Origin of the sequence: Guptibacillus spartinae, assembly GCF_028610625.1 — a bacterium.
In the GTDB taxonomy this organism is placed as follows: domain Bacteria; phylum Bacillota; class Bacilli; order Bacillales; family Guptibacillaceae; genus Guptibacillus; species Guptibacillus spartinae.
The window spans coordinates 138,561-159,374 of the sequence record NZ_JAQQWU010000006.1; the positions used below are offsets into that span (position 1 = coordinate 138,561).

General features: G+C 39.1%; 24 protein-coding genes. 21 read left to right on the forward strand and 3 right to left on the reverse strand.

The genetic code is table 11. The features are described 5' to 3' along the window. The first annotated feature begins 71 nt into the window (after positions 1–71). Positions 72–662 (forward strand): genetic competence negative regulator, encoded by a 591-nt coding sequence (locus PQ511_RS12500; protein WP_273852237.1) that lies wholly within the window; start codon positions 72–74, stop codon positions 660–662. Between the two features lie 30 nt (positions 663–692). Here PQ511_RS12500 and PQ511_RS12505 read toward each other — a convergent pair whose 3' ends face one another. Beyond that, positions 693–1,406, reverse strand: a complete 714-nt coding sequence (locus tag PQ511_RS12505) for a PIG-L deacetylase family protein (RefSeq protein ID WP_273852238.1) — start codon at positions 1,404–1,406, stop codon at positions 693–695. Between the two features lie 203 nt (positions 1,407–1,609). Between PQ511_RS12505 and PQ511_RS12510 the strand changes: the two genes are divergently transcribed. From PQ511_RS12510 to PQ511_RS12520, 3 genes are all read left to right on the forward strand, one after another. Next, entirely contained in the window at positions 1,610–2,524 is a 915-nt protein-coding gene (locus PQ511_RS12510; RefSeq protein ID WP_273852239.1) for a D-alanine--D-alanine ligase family protein, read from the forward strand. A 276-nt stretch (positions 2,525–2,800) separates the two neighbouring features. Next, positions 2,801–4,081, forward strand: a complete 1,281-nt coding sequence (locus tag PQ511_RS12515; RefSeq protein ID WP_273852240.1) for a Glu/Leu/Phe/Val family dehydrogenase — start codon at positions 2,801–2,803, stop codon at positions 4,079–4,081. 119 nt (positions 4,082–4,200) lie between these two features. Next, entirely contained in the window at positions 4,201–5,196 is a 996-nt protein-coding gene (locus PQ511_RS12520; protein WP_273852241.1) for a YpdA family putative bacillithiol disulfide reductase, read from the forward strand. Between the two features lie 35 nt (positions 5,197–5,231). Here PQ511_RS12520 and PQ511_RS12525 read toward each other — a convergent pair whose 3' ends face one another. Next, positions 5,232–6,203 (reverse strand): asparaginase, encoded by a 972-nt coding sequence (locus PQ511_RS12525; RefSeq protein WP_273852242.1) that lies wholly within the window; start codon positions 6,201–6,203, stop codon positions 5,232–5,234. 125 nt (positions 6,204–6,328) lie between these two features. Here PQ511_RS12525 and prsW point away from each other — a divergent pair, with 125 nt between their 5' ends. The 7 genes from prsW (at position 6,329) to rpsA (ending at position 12,212) form a co-directional block, all read left to right on the forward strand. Next, a complete protein-coding gene (gene prsW, locus PQ511_RS12530) occupies positions 6,329–7,018 on the forward strand; it encodes a glutamic-type intramembrane protease PrsW (RefSeq protein WP_273852243.1) in 690 nt (229 codons plus the stop codon). A gap of 221 nt (positions 7,019–7,239) precedes the next feature. Further along, positions 7,240–7,944, forward strand: coding sequence for a spore cortex-lytic enzyme (gene sleB / locus PQ511_RS12535; RefSeq protein ID WP_273852343.1), 705 nt, complete (start codon positions 7,240–7,242; stop codon positions 7,942–7,944). A gap of 14 nt (positions 7,945–7,958) precedes the next feature. Further along, the gene (gene ypeB / locus PQ511_RS12540; RefSeq protein WP_273852244.1) at positions 7,959–9,308 is read left to right on the forward strand and encodes a germination protein YpeB; all 1,350 of its coding nucleotides are present in this window, start codon (positions 7,959–7,961) and stop codon (positions 9,306–9,308) included. Positions 9,309–9,321: 13 nt separating this feature from the next. After that, positions 9,322–9,489 (forward strand): DUF5359 family protein, encoded by a 168-nt coding sequence (locus PQ511_RS12545; protein ID WP_273852245.1) that lies wholly within the window; start codon positions 9,322–9,324, stop codon positions 9,487–9,489. Positions 9,490–9,623: 134 nt separating this feature from the next. Further along, positions 9,624–10,295, forward strand: coding sequence for a (d)CMP kinase (gene cmk, locus PQ511_RS12550; protein WP_273852246.1), 672 nt, complete (start codon positions 9,624–9,626; stop codon positions 10,293–10,295). Between the two features lie 4 nt (positions 10,296–10,299). Then, positions 10,300–10,884 carry a lysophospholipid acyltransferase family protein gene (locus PQ511_RS12555; RefSeq protein ID WP_273852247.1) on the forward strand — a complete coding sequence of 195 codons (585 nt, stop codon included), beginning with the start codon at positions 10,300–10,302 and terminating at the stop codon, positions 10,882–10,884. A 182-nt stretch (positions 10,885–11,066) separates the two neighbouring features. Beyond that, on the forward strand, positions 11,067–12,212 hold the full coding sequence (rpsA, locus tag PQ511_RS12560) for a 30S ribosomal protein S1 (protein WP_273852248.1): 1,146 nt from the start codon (positions 11,067–11,069) through the stop codon (positions 12,210–12,212). A gap of 65 nt (positions 12,213–12,277) precedes the next feature. Here the strand turns inward: rpsA and PQ511_RS12565 are convergent, their stop codons facing one another. Beyond that, a complete protein-coding gene (locus PQ511_RS12565; RefSeq protein WP_273852249.1) occupies positions 12,278–12,418 on the reverse strand; it encodes a YpzI family protein in 141 nt (46 codons plus the stop codon). Between the two features lie 122 nt (positions 12,419–12,540). Here PQ511_RS12565 and PQ511_RS12570 point away from each other — a divergent pair, with 122 nt between their 5' ends. From PQ511_RS12570 to spoIVA, 10 genes are all read left to right on the forward strand, one after another. After that, complete coding sequence (locus tag PQ511_RS12570) at positions 12,541–13,140, forward strand: YphA family membrane protein (RefSeq protein WP_273852250.1); 600 nt, start codon at positions 12,541–12,543, stop codon at positions 13,138–13,140. Next, complete coding sequence (locus PQ511_RS12575) at positions 13,137–14,027, forward strand: YIEGIA family protein (protein WP_273852251.1); 891 nt, start codon at positions 13,137–13,139, stop codon at positions 14,025–14,027. The genes PQ511_RS12570 and PQ511_RS12575 overlap by 4 nt, the downstream gene beginning before the upstream one ends. After that, positions 14,024–14,209 carry a capping complex subunit for YIEGIA gene (locus PQ511_RS12580; RefSeq protein WP_273852252.1) on the forward strand — a complete coding sequence of 62 codons (186 nt, stop codon included), beginning with the start codon at positions 14,024–14,026 and terminating at the stop codon, positions 14,207–14,209. The genes PQ511_RS12575 and PQ511_RS12580 overlap by 4 nt, the downstream gene beginning before the upstream one ends. A 196-nt stretch (positions 14,210–14,405) precedes the next feature. Next, positions 14,406–15,719 (forward strand): ribosome biogenesis GTPase Der, encoded by a 1,314-nt coding sequence (der, locus tag PQ511_RS12585; RefSeq protein WP_226657405.1) that lies wholly within the window; start codon positions 14,406–14,408, stop codon positions 15,717–15,719. 49 nt (positions 15,720–15,768) lie between these two features. Continuing rightward, positions 15,769–16,368, forward strand: a complete 600-nt coding sequence (gene plsY / locus PQ511_RS12590; RefSeq protein ID WP_273852253.1) for a glycerol-3-phosphate 1-O-acyltransferase PlsY — start codon at positions 15,769–15,771, stop codon at positions 16,366–16,368. Positions 16,369–16,380: 12 nt separating this feature from the next. Continuing rightward, positions 16,381–17,436 (forward strand): NAD(P)H-dependent glycerol-3-phosphate dehydrogenase, encoded by a 1,056-nt coding sequence (locus PQ511_RS12595; protein WP_273852254.1) that lies wholly within the window; start codon positions 16,381–16,383, stop codon positions 17,434–17,436. Positions 17,437–17,505: 69 nt separating this feature from the next. Beyond that, a complete protein-coding gene (locus tag PQ511_RS12600) occupies positions 17,506–17,757 on the forward strand; it encodes a stage VI sporulation protein F (RefSeq protein WP_098443984.1) in 252 nt (83 codons plus the stop codon). A gap of 326 nt (positions 17,758–18,083) precedes the next feature. Next, positions 18,084–18,281 carry a DUF2768 domain-containing protein gene (locus tag PQ511_RS12605; protein ID WP_273852255.1) on the forward strand — a complete coding sequence of 66 codons (198 nt, stop codon included), beginning with the start codon at positions 18,084–18,086 and terminating at the stop codon, positions 18,279–18,281. A 30-nt stretch (positions 18,282–18,311) separates the two neighbouring features. Further along, a complete protein-coding gene (locus PQ511_RS12610) occupies positions 18,312–19,031 on the forward strand; it encodes a YphF family lipoprotein (protein ID WP_273852256.1) in 720 nt (239 codons plus the stop codon). 220 nt (positions 19,032–19,251) lie between these two features. Further along, entirely contained in the window at positions 19,252–20,730 is a 1,479-nt protein-coding gene (gene spoIVA, locus PQ511_RS12615) for a stage IV sporulation protein A (protein WP_160918975.1), read from the forward strand. Positions 20,731–20,814: the final 84 nt, after the last annotated feature.

Genomic DNA, 20,814 nt, shown 5'->3' on the forward strand with positions numbered 1-20,814 from the left:
AACCATCTTTGACTTATCACATATAGTATGAACAAAGGAATTGCGGGTGACAGACGGTAGGGGGGAAATAGATGCGTCTTGAACGTTTAACTTATGATAAAATAAAAATCTTTCTAACTTATGATGATTTAAACGAACGTGGAATTACAAAAGAAGAGCTTTGGCAGGACGTACCGAAAGTCCATAGGCTTTTTCGTGAGATGATTATGGAAGCAGATGATGAACTCGGCTTTAAAGTTGATGGTCCAATTGCGGTAGAAGTATTTTCTCTTCCTGCTCAAGGAATGGTGGTTATTGTCACTAAAGGTTCTGCCGAGAGTGAGTTTGAAGATGATTATAATGATGAATACATTGAAATGCAGGTAACTCTTGATGAAAGCGACGAAGTCTTTTACGAATTTCGATCCTTCGAGGATGTCATTGATCTTTCTAAAAGGTTAATCAATGTAGGGATTGAAGGTGGTACACTCTACTCCTTCCAATCACAATTTTACCTTAAATTCGATGAAGAGGAATTTGCGGATTTTGAGTTAGATTCTCTTGTTGCATTACTTGCTGAATTCGGGAATCCTTCAACCATTACAAGTTATCGTGTGATGGAGTATGGTAAGCCAATTATGCAATCAACTGCGATTGAACAGTTAAATCATTATTTCAACTAACAAAACCTCCCGCTCGGGAGGTTTTGTTAGTTAATCAAGCATTGAACTAGAGGAATAGTTGGGATTCTGCCATGCTTTAATGAAATATTCTTTATTATTAAATTTCATAAATTCGGTTTCATTATAAATGGTCGGAAAAACGCGTTCAACGGATAGATGCTGAGTACGATGAGCGATAAGTGCTTTTCTAACAGGTTTTAAATGGTCACTTGAGAAAGATTTAATCAAAGTGATGGAGTCATCTGGATCAGCATATGCTGGATTTCCTGTTTCATCAGCTAATGATTGAGGGAATGTAGCGTAATACAACTCCTTAACAACCTTTGTTTCTTTTACAGCTTGAAGTGTTGCAAGCTGGATGGCTTTATGGTCAGGGTGACCTGACAAGCCATGAGGTGGGAATGTGATTACAACATCAGGTTGAATAGCCTCAATACGTTTTAACACATCGTTCTTGAGCTCATTATGAGGAAGCTGATTTAATTTCCCGTCATGATAATCCCCAATATGGAGTTCATCAATTCCAAGTAGATTGGCGGCTTCTTCCAATTCTTTTTTTCTAACTTCAGCCAGCTCATCGGCTTGACAAAGAGGTGGTTCTCCACACTTGCCTGCATCACCAGGTGTAGCACTGTATAAAATTGTTTTTGTATCATTTGCTTTAGCTAATTCGATTAATGTCCCCCCGCAAGTAAAACTTTCATCATCAGGGTGAGCAAAAATAAACATGAATGTACGAGACATAAAGACATTTCCTTTCATATTAGATTATGGCAAGTATACAAAAGACCATTACCTTTTTTCCAATGATATTACTTGAAGATGGTCATTCCGAATCACATAGCTATCGAAAAACATGGTATGATGAGTAGAGTTTTTGTTAAGTTCCACTCGATTAACAATCGAATATAATGACATACATAAAAGTAGCCCAGGAGGTATAGCTTATGAAAATTGGAGTACTTTATGGAGGAACTTCTGCGGAAAGAGAAGTTTCCCTATCTAGCGGTAAAGGAATTATGAAAGCTTTAAAAGAAAATGGTCATGAAGTCGTAGGTGTAGACTTTCATCCTGAACGATTGTCTGAAGTGATGGAGCTTGATGTTGATATTGTGTTTATTGGTCTTCATGGTAAATATGGAGAAGATGGAAGAATTCAAGGACTTCTTGACATGTTGAAAATTCCATATGTGGGATCGGGAGTTCTTGGATCAGCCGTTGCAATGGATAAAGCTAAAAGCAAAAAAGTATTAAAAGATTCCGGAATTCGACTTGCACAGGATCTCGTTCTCCATAAATCAGATGATCTTCAATCAATGAATTTACCATTTGGTTATCCTGTTGTAGTGAAGCCTAATAGCGAGGGATCGACAATAGGATTAACGATCGCTCACTCGGAAGAAGAGCTTCAAAAAGGGATCGAAGAAGCCTTTCGTTTCGATGATACAGTGATTCTGGAAGAGTTTATTTCTGGTACAGAAGTAACAGTTGCCGTGATGGGTTCAAAGGGAGAAGTAAAACCACTTCCCGTTGTGGAAATCGTTCCCAAGAATGCTTACTACGATTATGAGTCGAAATACGCAGAAGGAGGAAGTGAACACATCGTTCCCGCGCGGATCTCTAAAACATTTACTGAACTCATTCAGAATCAATCTGTTGTTGCACATGAATTACTTGGTTGTGATACGTATTCACGTGTAGATTATATCGTACCAAAAGATGGATCCGCACCAGTATTTCTTGAAGTGAACACGCTACCTGGCATGACACCGACTAGTTTATTCCCGGATGCTGCGAAAGAAATTGGATACTCTTATGAGCAAATGATTGAAAGCTTAATTCAATTAGGCTTAAAGAAATAATGATACGAGACCTCACAAACGTGGGGTCTTACTTGTATTTCGCTTAAGAATAGCGTTTCTAAAAGTAAGCGTTTTCAAAGCTGTGGAACAATTTGCATAAATGTGGTATGAATGCCTTCTCATAGCTTACTTAAACGTGTATACTATGTTTTGAAAGCAGAGCAATAGAACATTCTATAAACAACATGAGACGTTTTCCAATTAAATTGAAATAGGCTATTTGTATTAACTAAACAAAAACAGCAGAGTAAGTGCACAGTAATGGGAGGTATAGCAATGGTCGACAAAAACGAAACAGATAATGGACAAGGAAACAAAAAGAAGCGGAACGTATTAGAGTCGACGCAATCGGTCATTCACGAAGCGCTAGACAAATTAGGCTACCCGAATGAAGTGTATGAATTATTGAAAGAACCAATGCGATTAATGACGGTTCGGATTCCAATTCGAATGGATGATGGCTCTATTAAAATATTTACAGGATATCGTGCACAACACAATGATTCAGTAGGTCCTACTAAAGGGGGCGTTCGCTTTCACCCGGATGTTACAGAAACTGAAGTGAAAGCACTTTCTGTGTGGATGAGTTTAAAAGCTGGAATTGTGGATCTTCCATATGGCGGTGGTAAGGGGGGGATCATCTGTGATCCTCGTGAAATGTCATTTAGAGAATTAGAACGTTTAAGTCGTGGTTATGTACGGGCGATAAGTCAAATTGTTGGACCAACGAAAGATATTCCAGCACCGGACGTATTTACAAATTCTCAAATTATGGCATGGATGATGGATGAGTATAGTCGCATAAGAGAATTTGATTCTCCTGGCTTTATTACCGGTAAGCCATTAGTCCTAGGAGGGTCTCACGGACGCGAATCTGCAACTGCAAAAGGTGTGACGATTTGTATTCGTGAAGCGGCTAAGAAAAAAGATATTAAAATAGAAGGTGCACGTGTCGTTATTCAAGGATTTGGGAATGCAGGTAGCTTTCTTGCGAAGTTTATGCATGATGCTGGAGCAAAAATTGTAGGCATTTCGGATGCATACGGGGCTTTACATGATCCTGAAGGTCTAGATATTGATTATTTATTAGATCGCCGTGACAGTTTTGGTACAGTAACGAAGCTCTTTAAAGAAACGATTAGTAATCAGGAGTTACTAGAGCTTGATTGTGATATTCTTGTTCCAGCAGCGATCGAAAATCAAATTACTGAAGAAAATGCACATAACATAAAGGCAAGCATTGTGGTAGAAGCAGCAAATGGTCCTACGACAATCGAAGCGACCAAGATCTTAACGGATAGAGGCATTTTACTCGTTCCCGATGTACTAGCTAGTTCTGGTGGAGTAACCGTTTCTTATTTTGAGTGGGTTCAAAACAATCAGGGTTACTATTGGACAGAAGAAGAAGTCGAAGCTAAACTTGAAAAAGTTATGGTTAACGCATTTAATTCGATTTACAGAACATCAGAAACTCGTCGAGTGGATATGAGACTTTCTGCTTATATGGTCGGCGTTAGGAAAATGGCTGAGGCTTCCCGTTTTAGAGGCTGGATATAAATAGTTGCCTTTCCGAAAAAAATTCCCTATCATTCAGGTAGGGAATTTTTTTATCGTACTGAGTAGAATAATAAAAAGAAATGGTCTATTTCTTATGGAGTGGTTCGGGAGTGAGAGAAATGAGAGAAGAACAAATTGTCATTATTGGTGCTGGGCCATGTGGCATGTCTGCAGCAATTGAATTAATGAATAAAGGGTATGACCCCCTACTTATTGAAAAGGGGAATATCGTCAATGCCATTTATCATTATCCTACGCACCAAACTTTCTTTAGTTCAAGTGAGAAGCTTGAAATTGGTGAAGTACCTTTTATCATTGAAGAACGAAAACCTAAGCGCAACCAGGCGCTTGCTTATTACCGTGACGTGGCGAAGCGAAAAGATTTGCGAATTCATTCTTTTGAGAAAGCAAACGTCATTACAAAGGAAAATGATGTTTTCATCATCGAAACTGAAAAAGTACATGAATCTAAAAAAATGACCTACCGTGCTGAACATTTAATTATAGCTACCGGTTATTACGATAGCCCGAATTATATGGGGATCAGAGGGGAAGATCTAGATAAGGTCTTGCATTATTTTAAAGAACCACATCCTTATTTTGATCAGGATGTTGTGGTTATCGGAGGAAAAAATTCTGCTGTAGATGCAACTTTAGAACTTGAAAAAGCAGGAGCTCGAGTTACCGTCCTCTATCGTGGATCAGACTATTCTAAGAGTGTAAAACCATGGATTTTACCAGAATTTGAAGCGTTAGTGAGAAACAATAAGGTAATAATGGAATTTGACGCATCCCTAGTTGAAGTGAGAGAAAAAGAAATTGTTTATGAAGTCTTGGGAGAAGAAAAAACCATCCCCAATGATTTTGTATTCGCTATGACCGGCTATCATCCCGATCATTCGTTCCTTACTAAGATTGGTATACAGATTGATCAAAAAAGTGGTCGTCCTACTTTTAATTCAGATACAATGGAAACTAATGTGGAAAATTGCTATATTGCAGGGGTGATTGCAGCTGGGAACAATGCAAATGAAATCTTCATTGAAAATGGAAGGTTACACGGCGCAATGATTGCTCAATCAGTGATTAAGAAAGCAAAAAAACCTACCAATTAAGGTAGGTTTTTTGTGAATAACACCCTAAATAGGAACTATCTGAGAAAAAAGTTGTGCAATTCTCTATCATCTTCCGTCGCTTCAAGTGTGACGAGTAACTTTAAGCGGGCTTTTTGTCCATTTAAGCCGTTCGAAAAGATGACACCATGCTCTTTTAAATGCTTTCCTCCACCTTTATATCCATACACATCTTGAACGATGCCATTAAAACAGCGAGAAACCATCACAATTGCGATTCCTTTCGCTCTAAGGTACTTTATTCCGTCCATCATATCAGGGGGTAAATTACCCTGTCCCAGTGCCTCTATCACGATCCCATCAATGCCAAGCTCAGCTACTGCAATAAGTAATTTTGAATCCATTCCAGCATATGCCTTTAGAAGCATTACTTTTTTCGTTAATCCGGAGATATGATAGCGGTCTCTGACTGTTAATGTATGGTGAAAGAACACTCTTTGTTTTGTTACGATGCCAATTGGGCCGTATTGGGGACTTTGAAAAGTGGACACATTACTCGTGTGGGTTTTCGTCACGTTTTTTGCCGTATGTATTTCATCATTAAGCACTACAAGGACACCTTTCCCCTTTGCTTCCTGGCATAAAGCAACTTTTATAGAGGAAAGTAAATTATAAGGTCCATCAGAACCAAGTTCGTTACTTGACCGCATGGCGCCTGTAACAACAACTGGCAGATCCGTTTGAAGTACCAGATCTAATAGATAGGCTGTTTCCTCTAGTGTATCGGTACCATGGGTAATCACAATGCCTTGAATGGGTTCTTCTTTTATTTTATTTTCAATTCTTTCTGCGATAGCAAACATCATTTCAGGCGTCATATGAGGAGAGGGGATGTTGATAAAATCGTCAATCACCACATCATCTCCCGTTAATAATTGGGTAAGTGTTGCATTTAATGGGTTTTCTTTACCTGGACTAACAGCCCCTGATTCTTTGTTTTCCTCCATAGCAATGGTTCCTCCGGTATGGATAATCAATAGTTTACTCATAGCTTCACCTCATCATTTTCCTAATTATTGTTTCCTTAAATAAAGTAACATGATACGATTATAAAAGTATAGGTATGACTGAACCTGCTAGTATAAGAGGTGCAGGATAGAAATGGGGAAAGCCTATGTTAGCAGCCATAACTGCTGGAATAGCACCAGGCATTGCGCTTCTTTGTTTTTTTTATCTTAAACAGCATCAATATGAATCCGAGCCAATTGGTCCGGTTGTTCGAAGCTTTGTATTTGGTGCCATGCTCGTGTTTCCTGTAATGGTCATTCAGCATGGTTTTGAAGTTGAGAATTTTTTGCAATCACCATTCAGTCAGGCTTTCATCATGTCTGGGCTTTTGGAAGAATTCTTGAAATGGTTTATTTTCTATTTTACAGTTTATATCCATATAGAGTTTAGTGATTTTTATGATGGTATTGTCTATGGCGTAGCAATCTCATTAGGATTTGCATCAATAGAAAATGTATTCTACTTGTTTGCATTTGGGATTCAGGAAGCTTGGTGGCGAGCGCTTTTACCAGTGTCAAGTCACGCCTTGTTTGGCTTAATAATGGGCTCGTATTTAGGTAGAGGGAAGTTTTCACTACAGAATAAAATTGGGAAATGGATTGCTCTTTCGTTGTTCATTCCATTTATTTTTCATGGGACGTATAATTTTTTAGTTCTTCAAGTAAATAGTAATACGATCTATCTCATGATTCCTTTTGTGCTCATTCTATGGTTTATAGGTTTACGTAAAATTAAAGCTGCTAATCATAACCAGGCAGAATTAATGCAAACGAAAGAAAATATGCCAATTTCATAGTTAGCCTTAAAAAAGATGCCAATTTGGCATCTTTTTTTGTTATTGAGAAAAAGTGAGGTGCCACTAATTCTAAGGCTAACGCTTCAATTGTATAAAATACCTTCCGTTACAAAAACTACACATGTGAAATCAGAATGATCAGGGAGGTTCACTGCATGAGAAAGGCATTTAGTATTCTGAAAATCCCTTTGGTAATCGGCTTAATATGTGCACCGCTTATCATGGTTTTAGATGGAGAAAATGAAGCAGGTGCATTTTCAAATCAAATCATTCAAAAGGGTGCGACGGGAACTGATGTTATTGAATTACAAACCCGGTTGAAGTACATCGGTTTTTATACCGGAAATGTTGACGGTGTTTTTGGATGGGGAACCTATTGGGCCGTAAGGAATTTTCAATATGAATTTGGAATGGATGTTGACGGACTTGTTGGACCTGAGATGAAGGCGAAATTAGCTAAGACGACGAAATATGACTCTAGTCAGGGTGCAAAAAGTCCTGGTAGCTCACAACCAAACAAAAGTAAGCCAAAAGACACAAATGTACAAGCTAAAAACGTGCCTTCAGGCTATTCTCAAAACGATATCAAGCTTCTTGCTAATGCGGTTTATGGAGAGTCACGTGGTGAGCCTTACGAGGGCCAAGTTGCTGTTGCGGCCGTCATATTGAACCGCGTCCAGAGCGCATCGTTTCCGAATACGGTATCAGGAGTTATTTTCGAGCCTCGCGCGTTCACGGCTGTATCGGACGGTCAAATATGGTTATCGCCGAATGAAAAGGCAAAAGAAGCTGTCATTGATGCGATAAACGGTTGGGATCCAACGGGTGAAGCACTCTATTATTTTAATCCAAACACCGCTACATCAGGTTGGATTTGGACCAGACCGCAAATTAAGCAAATTGGAAAACATATATTCTGTGAATAATGGAGGTGGTTTGATTGATTCGTTCAATACTGATCGGTGTACTTGCAGTTGGTGTTATCGGCACAAGTTATTGGGGTTACAAAGAGCATCAGGAAAAAAATGCTGTATTAATTAATGCAGAAAATACGTATCAACGTGCATTTCACGATTTGAATTTTCATATGGATGCGCTTGAAGAGAAAATTGGATCTACGCTAGCGATGAATTCAAGAGGTAGTTTATCACCAGCGCTAGCTGAAGTATGGCGCTTAACTTCCGAAGCACAAAATGATGTCGGTCAGCTCCCGTTAACCCTTCTGCCTTTTAATAAAACAGAAGAGTTTTTGACGAATATTGGTTCATTTAGTTACCGCGTTGCGGTTCGAGACTTGGATGAAAACCCCTTATCAGATGAAGAATATGAGACGTTAAAAAATTTGCACAGCCATTCAAATGACATAAAAAACGAATTACGGAAAGTTCAGGCCATGGTGATTGATCATAATCTTCGCTGGATGGATGTAGAGCTTGCTCTGGCTTCAGAAGGGCAACCACAGGATAATACGATCATTGATGGATTCAAAACGGTTGACAAACAAGTAGAAGGATATAGCGAGGTAAACTGGGGACCAGAGGTCACTCATCTTAATGCGAAAAAAGAGAACCTTGATAAAAACATTAAGGGAAAGAAGCTTAGTGAAGAGGAAGCGAAAAAACACGTCATTGATTTTTTGGATATCGATCCTAAAGCCAAGATAGATATTACAGCGACTGGCAATGAATCAAATTATAAAGCTTATAGTGTATCGATTGAGAACAAAGACAAAAAATCGTCAACAAATCTTGATGTGACACAAAAGGGTGCCAATCCAATTTGGATTCTAATGGACAGAGAAATCGGTGAGCAAAAGTTAAGCTTAAATGAAGCAGCAGATCAAGCAAGAGCTTTCTTGAAAAAGCATGACATTACGAATATGACTATTTCAGAAAGTAGCCAGTATGATCGAATGGGTGTTTTTACATTTGTTTATCAACAAGATGATGTTTCCATTTATCCAGATGCCGTTCATATTAAAGTGGCGTTAGATAATGGTGATATTGCTGGATATGAATCACAAGAATATTTAACCAACCACCATGAAAGGTCTCTCCTCACTCCAACTATTTCTAGAGATGAAGCATTAGATCAAGTGAATCCAAATGTTCAAATCATGGACCAGGGGTTAGGCGTTATTCGAAATGATATTGGTGAAGAAGTATTATGTTATGAATTTATGGGTACGATTGAAAAAGAAACGTATCGGATTTTCATTAATGCGGAAAATGGAAGAGAAGAAAGAGTCGAAAAGATGGACGGAACTGAAATGAATTATGATACGGCCTAAGCGGGGTGAAGGAATGGCGAGAGTCGAAAAACTGCTAATAAAACTGATCGTCATTCACTTTTTGTTTCTAATAGCCTCTCAGGTCTTGTTAGCGCAAGAAGAATACAGGATTTATCTTAGCAAGGCCATCTACTATGAAGGTGTATTGAAGGATTTGCCTCCATTAATCAAGCGTCAATAGACCGATAAAATGTCTTATGTTATGATAAATAAGACATTTCGGTCGTACAAAGAAAGCAGGATACCCTGCTTTTTTTGTACGTTAAGTTGTCAATTAACTGTTTTGATTGAATGGAATTTGGAGGCAAGAAGACGATGAACAAACGAATAAATATAGCTATTGATGGACCTGCTGGCGCTGGTAAAAGCACAGTAGCAAGAAAAGTAGCCGATTACCTATCTTTTCTCTACATTGATACAGGCGCCATGTATCGCGCATTAACGTTTAAAGCGATTGAAAAAAATGTTGATTTAGAAGATGGTCCCTCACTTAAATTATTGTTGGACAAAACGGTCATCGACCTACAAGTTGGCGAGAAAGAACAGCTTGTATTAATCGATCATCGTAACGTGACAACTGAAATTCGATCTTCACATGTAACGAACAATGTTTCGTTTGTAGCAAGACAAAGTGAAGTTAGAGAAGAAATGGTTAAGCGTCAAAAATTACTCGCAGAACGTGGTGGGGTCGTGATGGATGGTCGTGATATCGGGACACACGTTCTTCCTAAGTCTGAGCTGAAAGTTTTCTTGAGCGCTTCAGTTGAAGAAAGAGCTTCACGACGCTATAAAGAGCTTGTTGATAATGGGATAGAAGCAAATTATGAACAGATCAAAGAAGAAATAGCATTAAGAGATAAGCGTGATACCGAACGAGAAGTAGCCCCTCTTGTAAAAGCAAGTGATGCGATTGAAATTGACACGACAACTATGACAATCTTAGAAGTTGTGGATCATATTTTACAACTAGCGAAAGAAAGGGCTTGATCACGTGAGTTTATACGGTGTCGGTAAGGGTTTGTTTCACGCATATTTTAAACTATTTAATCGCGTAACGGTGGTGGGAAGAGAGAACATTCCGAAAGATAAAGGGATTCTCCTCTGTTCAAATCATATTAATAACCTTGATCCTCCACTTGTTGGAGCCATGTTTCCAAGAGATGTTCACTTCATGGCCAAATCAGAATTGTTTTCTATTCCTGTTCTCGGGAAATTGATCGAAAAAGTTGGAGCTTTTCCAGTTAAACGAGGAATGAGCGATAAACAAGCGCTGCGAAGCGGAATGAAGATTCTTAAAGATGGTGGCGTTGTTGGATTGTTTCCTGAGGGGACGAGAAGTAAAGATGGTAAGCTTGGTGAAGGTCTTTCGGGAGCAGGCTTTTTTGCACTTCGTCCGGAAGTAACGGTTGTCCCATGTGCGATTCAAGGATCTTATAAGCCATTTGGTCGTTTAAAGATCGTTTATGGAAAACCAGTAGACCTTTCGCCTTTACGTGAGGAGCAGGGAGCTGCAAAAAAAGCGACGCAGGCAATTATGAAAGAAATTAAAGATTTGATTGAAATTCATCATAAATAATTCAATATTGTTAAAAAATTTAAATAAATGTGTCGGGATACTTGACAAATCCCTCATTTTTAGTGAAAGTTAGAGGAAAGGGTGCTTAACTTTTCAATAAATTTCTTTCGCTACAAGTGAAAGACTTTTATAAATCATATCGAAAAGTTTTATTTCTTTTGGATTGAAGGAGGAGTTTGTCAATGGGTGAAGAGATGAATCAGGAAATGACTGAGTTCAAATCATTCGAAGTTGGAGATGTGGTGACAGGAAAAATCTCTAAAGTCGAAGAAAAACACGCATCAGTCGATGTTGGTTTTAAAGTTGATGGAGTGCTGCCAATCAGCGAACTGTCAAGCCTTCACGTCGAAAAGGTTAGCGACGTGCTCTCAGAAGGTGATGAAATAGAAGTTAAAGTAATCAAAGTTTCTGAAGATGAGCTTGTGCTTTCTAAGAAAGCAGTCGAAGCTGATCAGGCATGGGATGCATTGCAGGAGAAGTATGAAAATTCTGTGGCATTCGATGTTGAGATTGCTGATGTCGTTAAGGGTGGTCTTGTAGTGGATCTTGGTGTTCGCGGATTTATTCCCGCTTCCCTTGTAGAAAGACACTACGTAGAAGATTTCTCGGACTACAAAGGTAAAAGCCTGAGTGTGAAAATTGTTGAATTTGATCCAGAGAAAGCAAAAGTGATTCTATCACATCGCGCTGTTCTTGAACAAGAAGCGGATCATAAAAAACAAGAAACGCTCGCATCTCTTCAAGCAGGACAAGTTGTAGAGGGAACGGTTCAACGATTAACTGATTTTGGTGCATTTGTCGATATCGGTGGAGTTGATGGACTCGTTCACATCTCTCAGATGGCTCACCACCGTGTGGAAACGCCGTCTGAAGTTGTAACAGAAGGTCAGCAAGTGAATGTTAAAATCCTCTCTGTTGATCGCGACAACGAAAGAATTTCACTATCCATCAAAGAAACACTCCCAGGACCGTGGGAAGAAGTGAAGGGCAAGCTTAGTACTGGAGATGAAATTGAAGGTACGGTTAAACGCTTAGTTAGCTTTGGCGCATTTGTTGAAGTAGCTCCTGGCGTTGAAGGTCTTGTTCACATTTCAGAAATCTCAAACAAACATATTGGGACACCTCAGGAAGTCCTTTCAGAGGGTGAAACCGTTCGAGTGAAAGTACTTGATGTGAATCTCGATGAAAAACGAATTTCACTTAGCATTAAAGTTCTTGAGACGGATCAAGTATCAAGCGAAGTTGAAGAATATCAAAAAGAGAGCGATGGAAATGCTCCGTTCTCACTTGGTGATATGATCGGTGATCAGCTTAAAAAATACAAATAATGACTTCTAAAAGCTCTCTGCTTTATGCAGAGAGCTTTTTTGTATGCCATAAGCATAGGCGTTCTTTATGGTTTCTGACCATTACGCTTTCTAGCATTGGAAGCGCCTTCTAACATTGTTGCCCCATCAAGCTCCAAAGACTGATCACGATCTGACTCTACGCGCTTAGACTTCTTAAGCTTTTTTTCTTGGCGATCTTTCCCCATTCTTTAACCTCCTTTCAATTGAACCTCTTCTTATCATGAAAAAAAGGTTTGAAAGTTATGCATTTTTGGTCTATCGATCATGAAAATATCCCATACTGATCATAATGAGAGGAGGAGAAGTGGTGGATGGGATCATTTTTGTGTGGTTTGCATGGATCGGTTGGGTTATTGCGGCCTTCTTCCAAAATGCATCCAGCAAGCGTACTCGATTCATATTCGTGCTCTTACTTGCGATTTGTTTGATTCATGTCACGTTACAATTTTTTTATTTTACCGTGTCAGCTATCTGGCTGCTTGCACTAGCAACAGGTTACTTTCTGTTAATGAAATATCGCATTAACACAATTTACGCCGTTATTATTCTCCTTACACTAACGGCGGCTTTTACAGCGGTCAAATTGTTTTCCGTTTATGATCCAGTATTTACTTTCTTATATACAAAATGGGCGGTTTCTGCTATTCTCCTTGTCATCATTCATTTAACGATCAGTGGTACGGTTGAACGCTGCTCATTCCTCATTCTTAGCATCGTGCACGGTGAATTGATTTTAGGAATGATTTTTAAAGGAATGGGGTTTGATCGATTTATTGGAGAATTAGCTTCACTAGACATAATGGCTATTTCAATCATGAGCACAGTTGCATGGTCAGGGTTCGTTAATGTAACGATTCACCTTGAAAAGCTCTTGAAAAAACATCAAGAAAGACGGGGATATTCGTGAATGAATATACAATTCCAATATTATTTGGAGTAATCGCAGGTACGCTCGCAAGAATCTATATGTTTCGTACGGACTATCGGCAATACCCTACATACCCACATGGAATGATTATTCACCTAGCGCTTGGATTTATTGCCGCTTCCTTAGGTGCCCTCGTTGTCCCTTCCATTATGGAACAAGAGTTTACTGCCGTAACCTTTTTAACGCTTGCAGCGTCGCAATTTCGAGAAGTGAGAAATATGGAAAGAAAAACTCTTACTGAAATGGATTCACTTGAACTTGTTCCTAGAGGAGCATCATACATTGAAGGGATTGCTGTGACATTTGAAGGAAGAAACTACTTAGTTATCTTTATTTCCTTTGTTACTTCATTTGCTTATTTGGCTCTAAATGTATGGGCGGGTTTTATTGCTGCCTTTCTTGCATTTTTAGTAGCGAAGAAATACATGACTGGTAGTAAATTAGGGAAAATCGCCACGATTGAACAAAAAGAAGTGACGTTTGATGGCCCTGGGCTATATGTTGATAACATTTATATTATGAACATTGGAATTCCTGCGAGGCAGAAAGAAATTTTGCAACATGGATTGGGATTTATTATCTCACCGAAAAACTTTGATGCTAGAATGACAATAGGAAATCTTGGACAAAGACAAGCGATCCTTCATGACCTTGCTATTTCAATGGGTGTTTATCGAGATTCCGGAACGCCAGCTCTTGTGCCGCTAATTAAGCGCGATCTCGATGATGGTCGTATTGGGGTATTTATTCTACCTCAAAACAAAAATGTCAATCTTGCTATGAAAGTGATTTCTCAGGTGCCTACGTTAGAAAATGCGATTCGCATGCCAACAGAAACAAAGGAAAAGGAAAGTGATGAATCGTGAAATTAGAAAAAGCGATACTCGCAACCGTAACTCTTTCTATAAATAAGGCTCCAGTAGGTGCAAATGTTTTTGTATGTGAATCTGAGGAAGAGATGGATGGAGTAGCGGCTGATCTTGAAGCCATTTTGGATGGAATTGCGCATAAATTAAGCAATGGTGTTTATATTATCGTAAAACATTAACAGTTTTCTATAGGGGTCTAGAGAAGTTTCGTTTGATCCTCTGTTGTTCAATGGTTGCTTTTTTGATAAGATATAAAAGCTATCGAAGACTACACCCTTCTTATAGAGGAGGGTTTTTATCATGAACTCCTGGAAAGTTTGTCCACGACTTTCTGGTTTCAAGCTTAGATAGTCTTTTAGAAAGGGCGTGCATAAAATGACAAAACCAGTTGTTGCAATAGTAGGTCGACCAAATGTTGGGAAATCGACCATTTTTAATCGTATAGTAGGAGAAAGAGTGTCGATCGTAGAAGATACTCCGGGAGTAACAAGAGACCGCATTTATAGTACAGGAGAATGGCTGAACCGTGAATTTAATATCATTGATACCGGTGGTATTGAGATCGGTGATGAACCGTTTCTTTCCCAAATACGTTACCAAGCAGAAATCGCCATTGACGAAGCAGATGTCATTATATTTATGGTAAATGGACGAGATGGGATCTCAAACGCAGATGAAGAAGTTGCAAAAATTCTTTATCGTTCCAATAAACCAGTTGTCCTTGCCGTTAATAAAGTAGATAACCCAGAACAGCAAACGCTTATTTATGATTTTTATGCGTTAGGTTTTGGTACTCCATTTGGTATTTCGGGTTCTCACGGACTTGGGCTTGGCGATCTTCTAGATGAAGTGTTTAAGTCTTTTCCTGAAGAGAATGAAGAAGAATATGATGAAGGTACCATTAAATTTTCATTGATTGGTCGTCCTAACGTAGGGAAATCCTCTCTAGTTAATACGATTTTAGGTGAAGAACGTGTCATTGTAAGTGATATCGCAGGAACGACACGTGACGCGATCGATTCGATGTTTACGCGAGATGGTCAGGACTATGTCATCATTGATACGGCCGGAATGAGAAAAAGAGGAAAAATCTATGAAACGACTGAGAAGTACAGTGTTCTGCGAGCTATGCGTGGGATTGAACGTTCTGACGTCGTTTTAGTCGTTATTGATGGAGAAGAGGGGATTATCGAGCAGGATAAGAAGGTAGCGGGTTATGCTCACGAAGCTGGTAAAGCCGTTGTAATTGTTGTAAACAAATGGGATGCTGTTGAAAAAGATGATAAGACAATGCGTGAATTTGAACAAAAAATTCGTGATCATTTCTTGTTCCTTAGCTATGCACCGATAGTGTTCTTATCTGCAAAAACGAAACAACGCCTTCACACGTTACTACCTGTTGTGAACACAGTAGCTGAGAACCATGCATTACGTGTGAAAACAAATGTATTGAATGAATTAATTATGGATTCAGTTGCGATGAACCCAACACCGACAGATAATGGGAAGCGATTGAAAATTAACTATGCGACGCAAGTGGCTGTTAAGCCGCCTACCATCGTTTTATTTGTTAATGATCCTGAACTTCTTCACTTTTCATATCGACGTTTCTTAGAAAATCGTATTCGTGAGACGTTTGGTTTTAAAGGAACGCCTTTACGCATTCTTGCTCGTAGAAAAAGCGAATAATAAGCCTTGTTTCGTTGGGGGACCTTGCTAATAAAAAGGGGGAAATGAGATGATCGCGATCCTGATTTGCATTGCTGCGTACTTGCTCGGTTCAATAAGTTTTAGTTATTTAATTGCAAAAATCGTGAAAAAAATAGACATACGAGATCACGGAAGCGGCAATGCAGGAGCGACAAATACACTTCGAGTGCTGGGAACAGGGCCAGCTATAGCTGTACTTGCTCTTGATGTGGTAAAAGGCATACTTGCTGTATGGTTAGGGTATTGGTTCACTAGTGAACCAATTGTTCCCTTCCTTGCAGGAATATGTGCAATTTTAGGTCATAACTGGCCAATATTTTTTGGGTTTCGAGGCGGAAAAGGTGTGGCAACAACGATTGGGGTATTTGCAACGATTGCGTTCTTACCAGCGCTTTATGCAGGAATTATCGCTATTTTTGCAATTGTGATTACAAGATTTGTTTCACTTGGTTCCCTGATTTTTGTCGTATTAACACCGGCATTTATTTTCTTACTTGGAGGAAATCCAACATCTTATATTTTGTTAGGGACGATTCTAGCGATTCTTTCAGTTTGGCGTCATCGTACAAATGTGAAACGTTTGTTCACTGGTACTGAGAGCAAGCTCGGTCAGAAGGTCGAGCAGTAAGGAGGAAGTTCAATGGCAAAAATTTCAGTTGTAGGTGCAGGAAGCTGGGGGACAGCTCTTGCAATTGTACTAGCAGATAATGAACATGATGTATCATTATGGGCAAGGAGAACAGATCTTGCCGAGGAAGTAAACGAGAAACATACAAATAACAAATATCTTCCTGGCATTAGTCTTCCTAATGGGATTAAGGCTACTAGTTCACTTGAAGAAAGTGTTAAAGATGCCGAAGCTATTTTGCTTGTTACACCAACGAAAGCGCTTCGAGAAGTACTTCCTGAAATTAAGACATACTTATCAGCACCCGTAACGCTTATTCATGCCAGTAAAGGAATTGAACCCGAAACGTCTAAACGAATTTCTGAAGTAATTGAAGAAGAGATTCCTGAATCCTTAAGAAAATCAGTTGTTGTTCTATCAGGACCAAGTCATGCTGAAGAAGTAAGTTTGCGTCATCCAACAACAGTTACATCTTCTTCTAAATCCATGGATCAAGCTGAGTACGTGCAAGACCTTTTTATTAACTCGAATTTCCGTGTATATACGAATCATGACATTATTGGTGTTGAACTTGGAGGCGCACTGAAAAATATTATTGCGCTTGGTGCTGGTTTGTCTGATGGACTTGGATATGGCGACAATGCAAAAGCGGCCCTGATTACAAGAGGGTTAGCTGAGATTGCACGACTTGGGGCAGCAATGGGAGCAAATCCGCTTACATTTATGGGGTTAACAGGGATTGGCGATCTTGTTGTAACGTGTACTAGCATACATAGCCGTAATTGGCGAGCTGGTAACCTTTTAGGTAAAGGGAATAATTTAGATGAAGTACTTGAAAATATGGGTATGGTTGTAGAAGGGGTCCGTACGACGAAAGCGGCTTACCACCTTGCGAAAAAGCAAAACGTGGAAATGCCAATCACGTCCGTATTGTTTGAGGTGCTCTTCAATAATAAAGACCCAAAAGACGGTGTAGATCAGTTGATGGGACGACTTCGGACGCATGAGACAGAAGATCTTACTTCATTACTTGCCGACCGTTTTGAATTAAATCCGAAAGAACTATAAATAGGCTACGCACGAAGTATTCCTCCTTGCATACACTATGTTGAAAGTTAATGGTAAGGAGGAAACAGCGTGAGCGATCTGTTCGATAACATAGAAAAGAAAACGAATGTTAAGAAAGAAGACATCTTCAAATTAGCCAATTCGGTTCAAGGCGCAGATTTTACAGACGAGAAGACAGTGCGTAGATTAATTGCGAATGTTGCACGCGTTGCGAATGTACCTGTCTCAAAAGAAAAAGAAGATCGAATTGTTAAGGCTATCGTTAACAAAAACATGCCGTTCGATTTATCTGCGATTGCAAAACTTTTTAGTCAAAAATAAAAAATGTGATGAAACTTAGGCTAATCAACGATACCGCCTTCGATGAAAAACCATATACTAAAAAGGAACCATCAATGTGCAAAAGCCTGCTTCTATAAGAAATCCATATAGTCAAAGCTGAAGAAAAGCCCCTTTCTTCAGCTTTTTATTTTGTTCTGTAAGCGTTTATGGAATGGAGTATTTTATGCTCTGCGATTTAGTGAAAACGGTGATTATTTGAAAAAGCGAATCTCAAAATAATTAAACCTCTATAGGTAAAAAGGGATAAGGTTTGATATAATGATTGGCAGTGTAAGCTAGATTTTGTCATACTAGGGGGATTTATCATGTCACCAGCGTTAATTAAAATGTGGGTAGCACTTTCTGCACTTGGTTTAATGTTTATTGCTGTTATGGCCATTATGCTTAGTCGCACGAAGTTGAAAGGGGTTTTTCGAATACTTGTATCGACTTTTGCCTATTTGTGTATGTTTGTTGCAGGTATCCTTATGCTTCTTGTAGTGTTCACTGGCCCAACTAACTAATGAGTAAACCTCGATTAAGGAATGAGTAAAATGAAACGATTCGCTACAAAACTTGTATTATGGACAAGTCTCGTGACCCTACTTTCAGGTTGTTTGTATCCAGAAAGTCAAAAAAACGAAAATCAGATTCCATATACCGATCAAATCCAATCTGTGCAATCAGCTGTTGAACAGTATCAGGAAAACAAAGCGGTTCTTCCAATTAAAACAAGAGATCAGGACACGCCAATCTATCAAAAATACCCGATTGATTTTAAAAAACTAGTACCTGCTTTTTTGCAACAAGCACCAGGGAATTCTTTTGAAAAGGGAGGGGTTTTTCAATATGTTCTTATTGATGTGGAAGAAAATCCAACAGTAAGATTAATTGATTTAGTAACGATTGAGAAAGTAAAGGATCTACAGTTAAGAATCAATGACTACAGACGAAAAAATGATTATCCTCCTTTCAAAGATGTGCTGGCAAAAGATCGTTATTCAATTGATTACGATGCGATGGGAATGGATGAAGAGATGACAGTGAAAAGCCCCTTTACAAACGAGCAACTGCCATTTTTTCTTGATCAGAATGGGGATGTACATATTGACTATACAAATGATCTTACAAAAGCAATTGAAAACAATCCAGAGCATAGTTATCAAAATGGAGACGATATTCGAGATCTTTTAGCGAATAATTCTTTTTTTGTCCCTGTAGCATCCGTTCCATATACAATTGAAAATGATAAAGCTGTTTTTTTAGTGAAATAGGTATTTTCCCTTCTCTTTAGCAATACAACTATTAAAAAGAGGAGGGACTTTTTTATGGAACGATACGGTAGGGGAGCGAAGGTTTACTTGTTGCATCAAATCCTTTTGCTTTAAGATGTCATATTTATTGGACAACATCATAGAATGGTAGTGTTCAAGAATGTCTGCGGTGTGAAGTGAATCATTTCGTCCTTTGAGGCGGAATTCAGGAGGCGATCACGTGGAGAGAGTAGATATCTTCAAAGATATCGCAGAGCGTACAGGGGGAGATATATACCTTGGAGTCGTAGGTTCTGTACGAACAGGTAAATCAACGTTTATTAAAAAGTTCATGGAACTTATCGTCCTGCCCAATATGGAAAGTGACTCAGACCGAGCTAGGGCACAAGATGAGCTTCCGCAAAGTTCTGCTGGCAGAACAATTATGACAACGGAACCTAAATTCGTTCCAAATCATGCCGTTCAGATTCATGTCGAAGATGGTCTTGATGTGAATGTTAGGCTGGTTGATTGTGTAGGGTATGCTGTACCTGGAGCTAAGGGGTATGAAGATGAAGATGGCCCCCGAATGATTAATACACCATGGTATGAGGAGCCTATCCCCTTTCAAGAAGCGGCTGAAATTGGTACAAGAAAAGTTATTCAGGAACACTCTACTCTTGGCGTTGTGATTACGACAGATGGTTCAATTGGAGAGATCCCTCGTCATGATTATCTTGAGTCGGAGGAGCGGGTCGTTGAGGAATTAAAAGAAGTGGGCAAGCCATTTATCATGATTGTGAATTCTGCTCACCCACATCACCCACAAACAGAAGCCTTACGTGGAGATCTTTCGAACAAGTATGATATTCCCGTCATCTCATTAAGTGTAGAAAGTATGACGGAACATGATATTAACAATGTTATGAGAGAAGTATTATACGAATTCCCTGTATTGGAAGTAAATGTTAATTTACCTAGTTGGGTAATGGTTCTTCATCAAGATCATTGGTTGAGGCAAAATTATGAAGAATCTGTGAGAGAAACCGTAAAGGATATTAAGCGCTTGCGCGATGTTGATCGTGTAGTTGGACAATTTGAAGAGTTTGAATTTATTCAAGATGCTCGACTTGCTGGAATTGAAATGGGTCAAGGGATTGCTGAAATTGACCTTTATGCACCCGAGGATCTTTATGATCAGATTCTTAAAGAAGTGGTTGGCGTAGAAATTCGAGGCAAGGATCACCTCCTTCAACTGATGCAAGAATTTGCATTTGCAAAGGCAGAATATGACCACGTCTCAGATGCACTTCGTATGGTAAAGCAAACAGGTTACGGAATAGCTGCACCAGCAATTGAAGATATGAGCCTGGATGAGCCGGAGATTATCCGTCAGGGATCAAGATTTGGTGTAAGATTAAAAGCGGTTGCTCCATCCATTCATATGATAAAAGTGGATGTAGAATCCGAATTTGCCCCGATTATTGGGACCGAAAAACAAAGCGAAGAACTTGTGCGTTATTTAATGCAAGATTTTGAAGAAGACCCGCTGTCCATTTGGAATTCTGATATTTTCGGTCGTTCGCTCAATTCAATTGTAAGAGAAGGAATTCAGGCAAAACTTGGTTTAATGCCTGAGAATGCTCGATATAAATTAAAAGAGACGTTAGAGCGCATTATTAACGAAGGTTCAGGCGGTTTAATTGCGATTATACTATAACGAAATCGACTCCAATTTATGGAGTCGATTTTTTGCTTTAAAGGTTTAACCTTACTTGCTTAAGGGGTAATATAGTTTTTACGA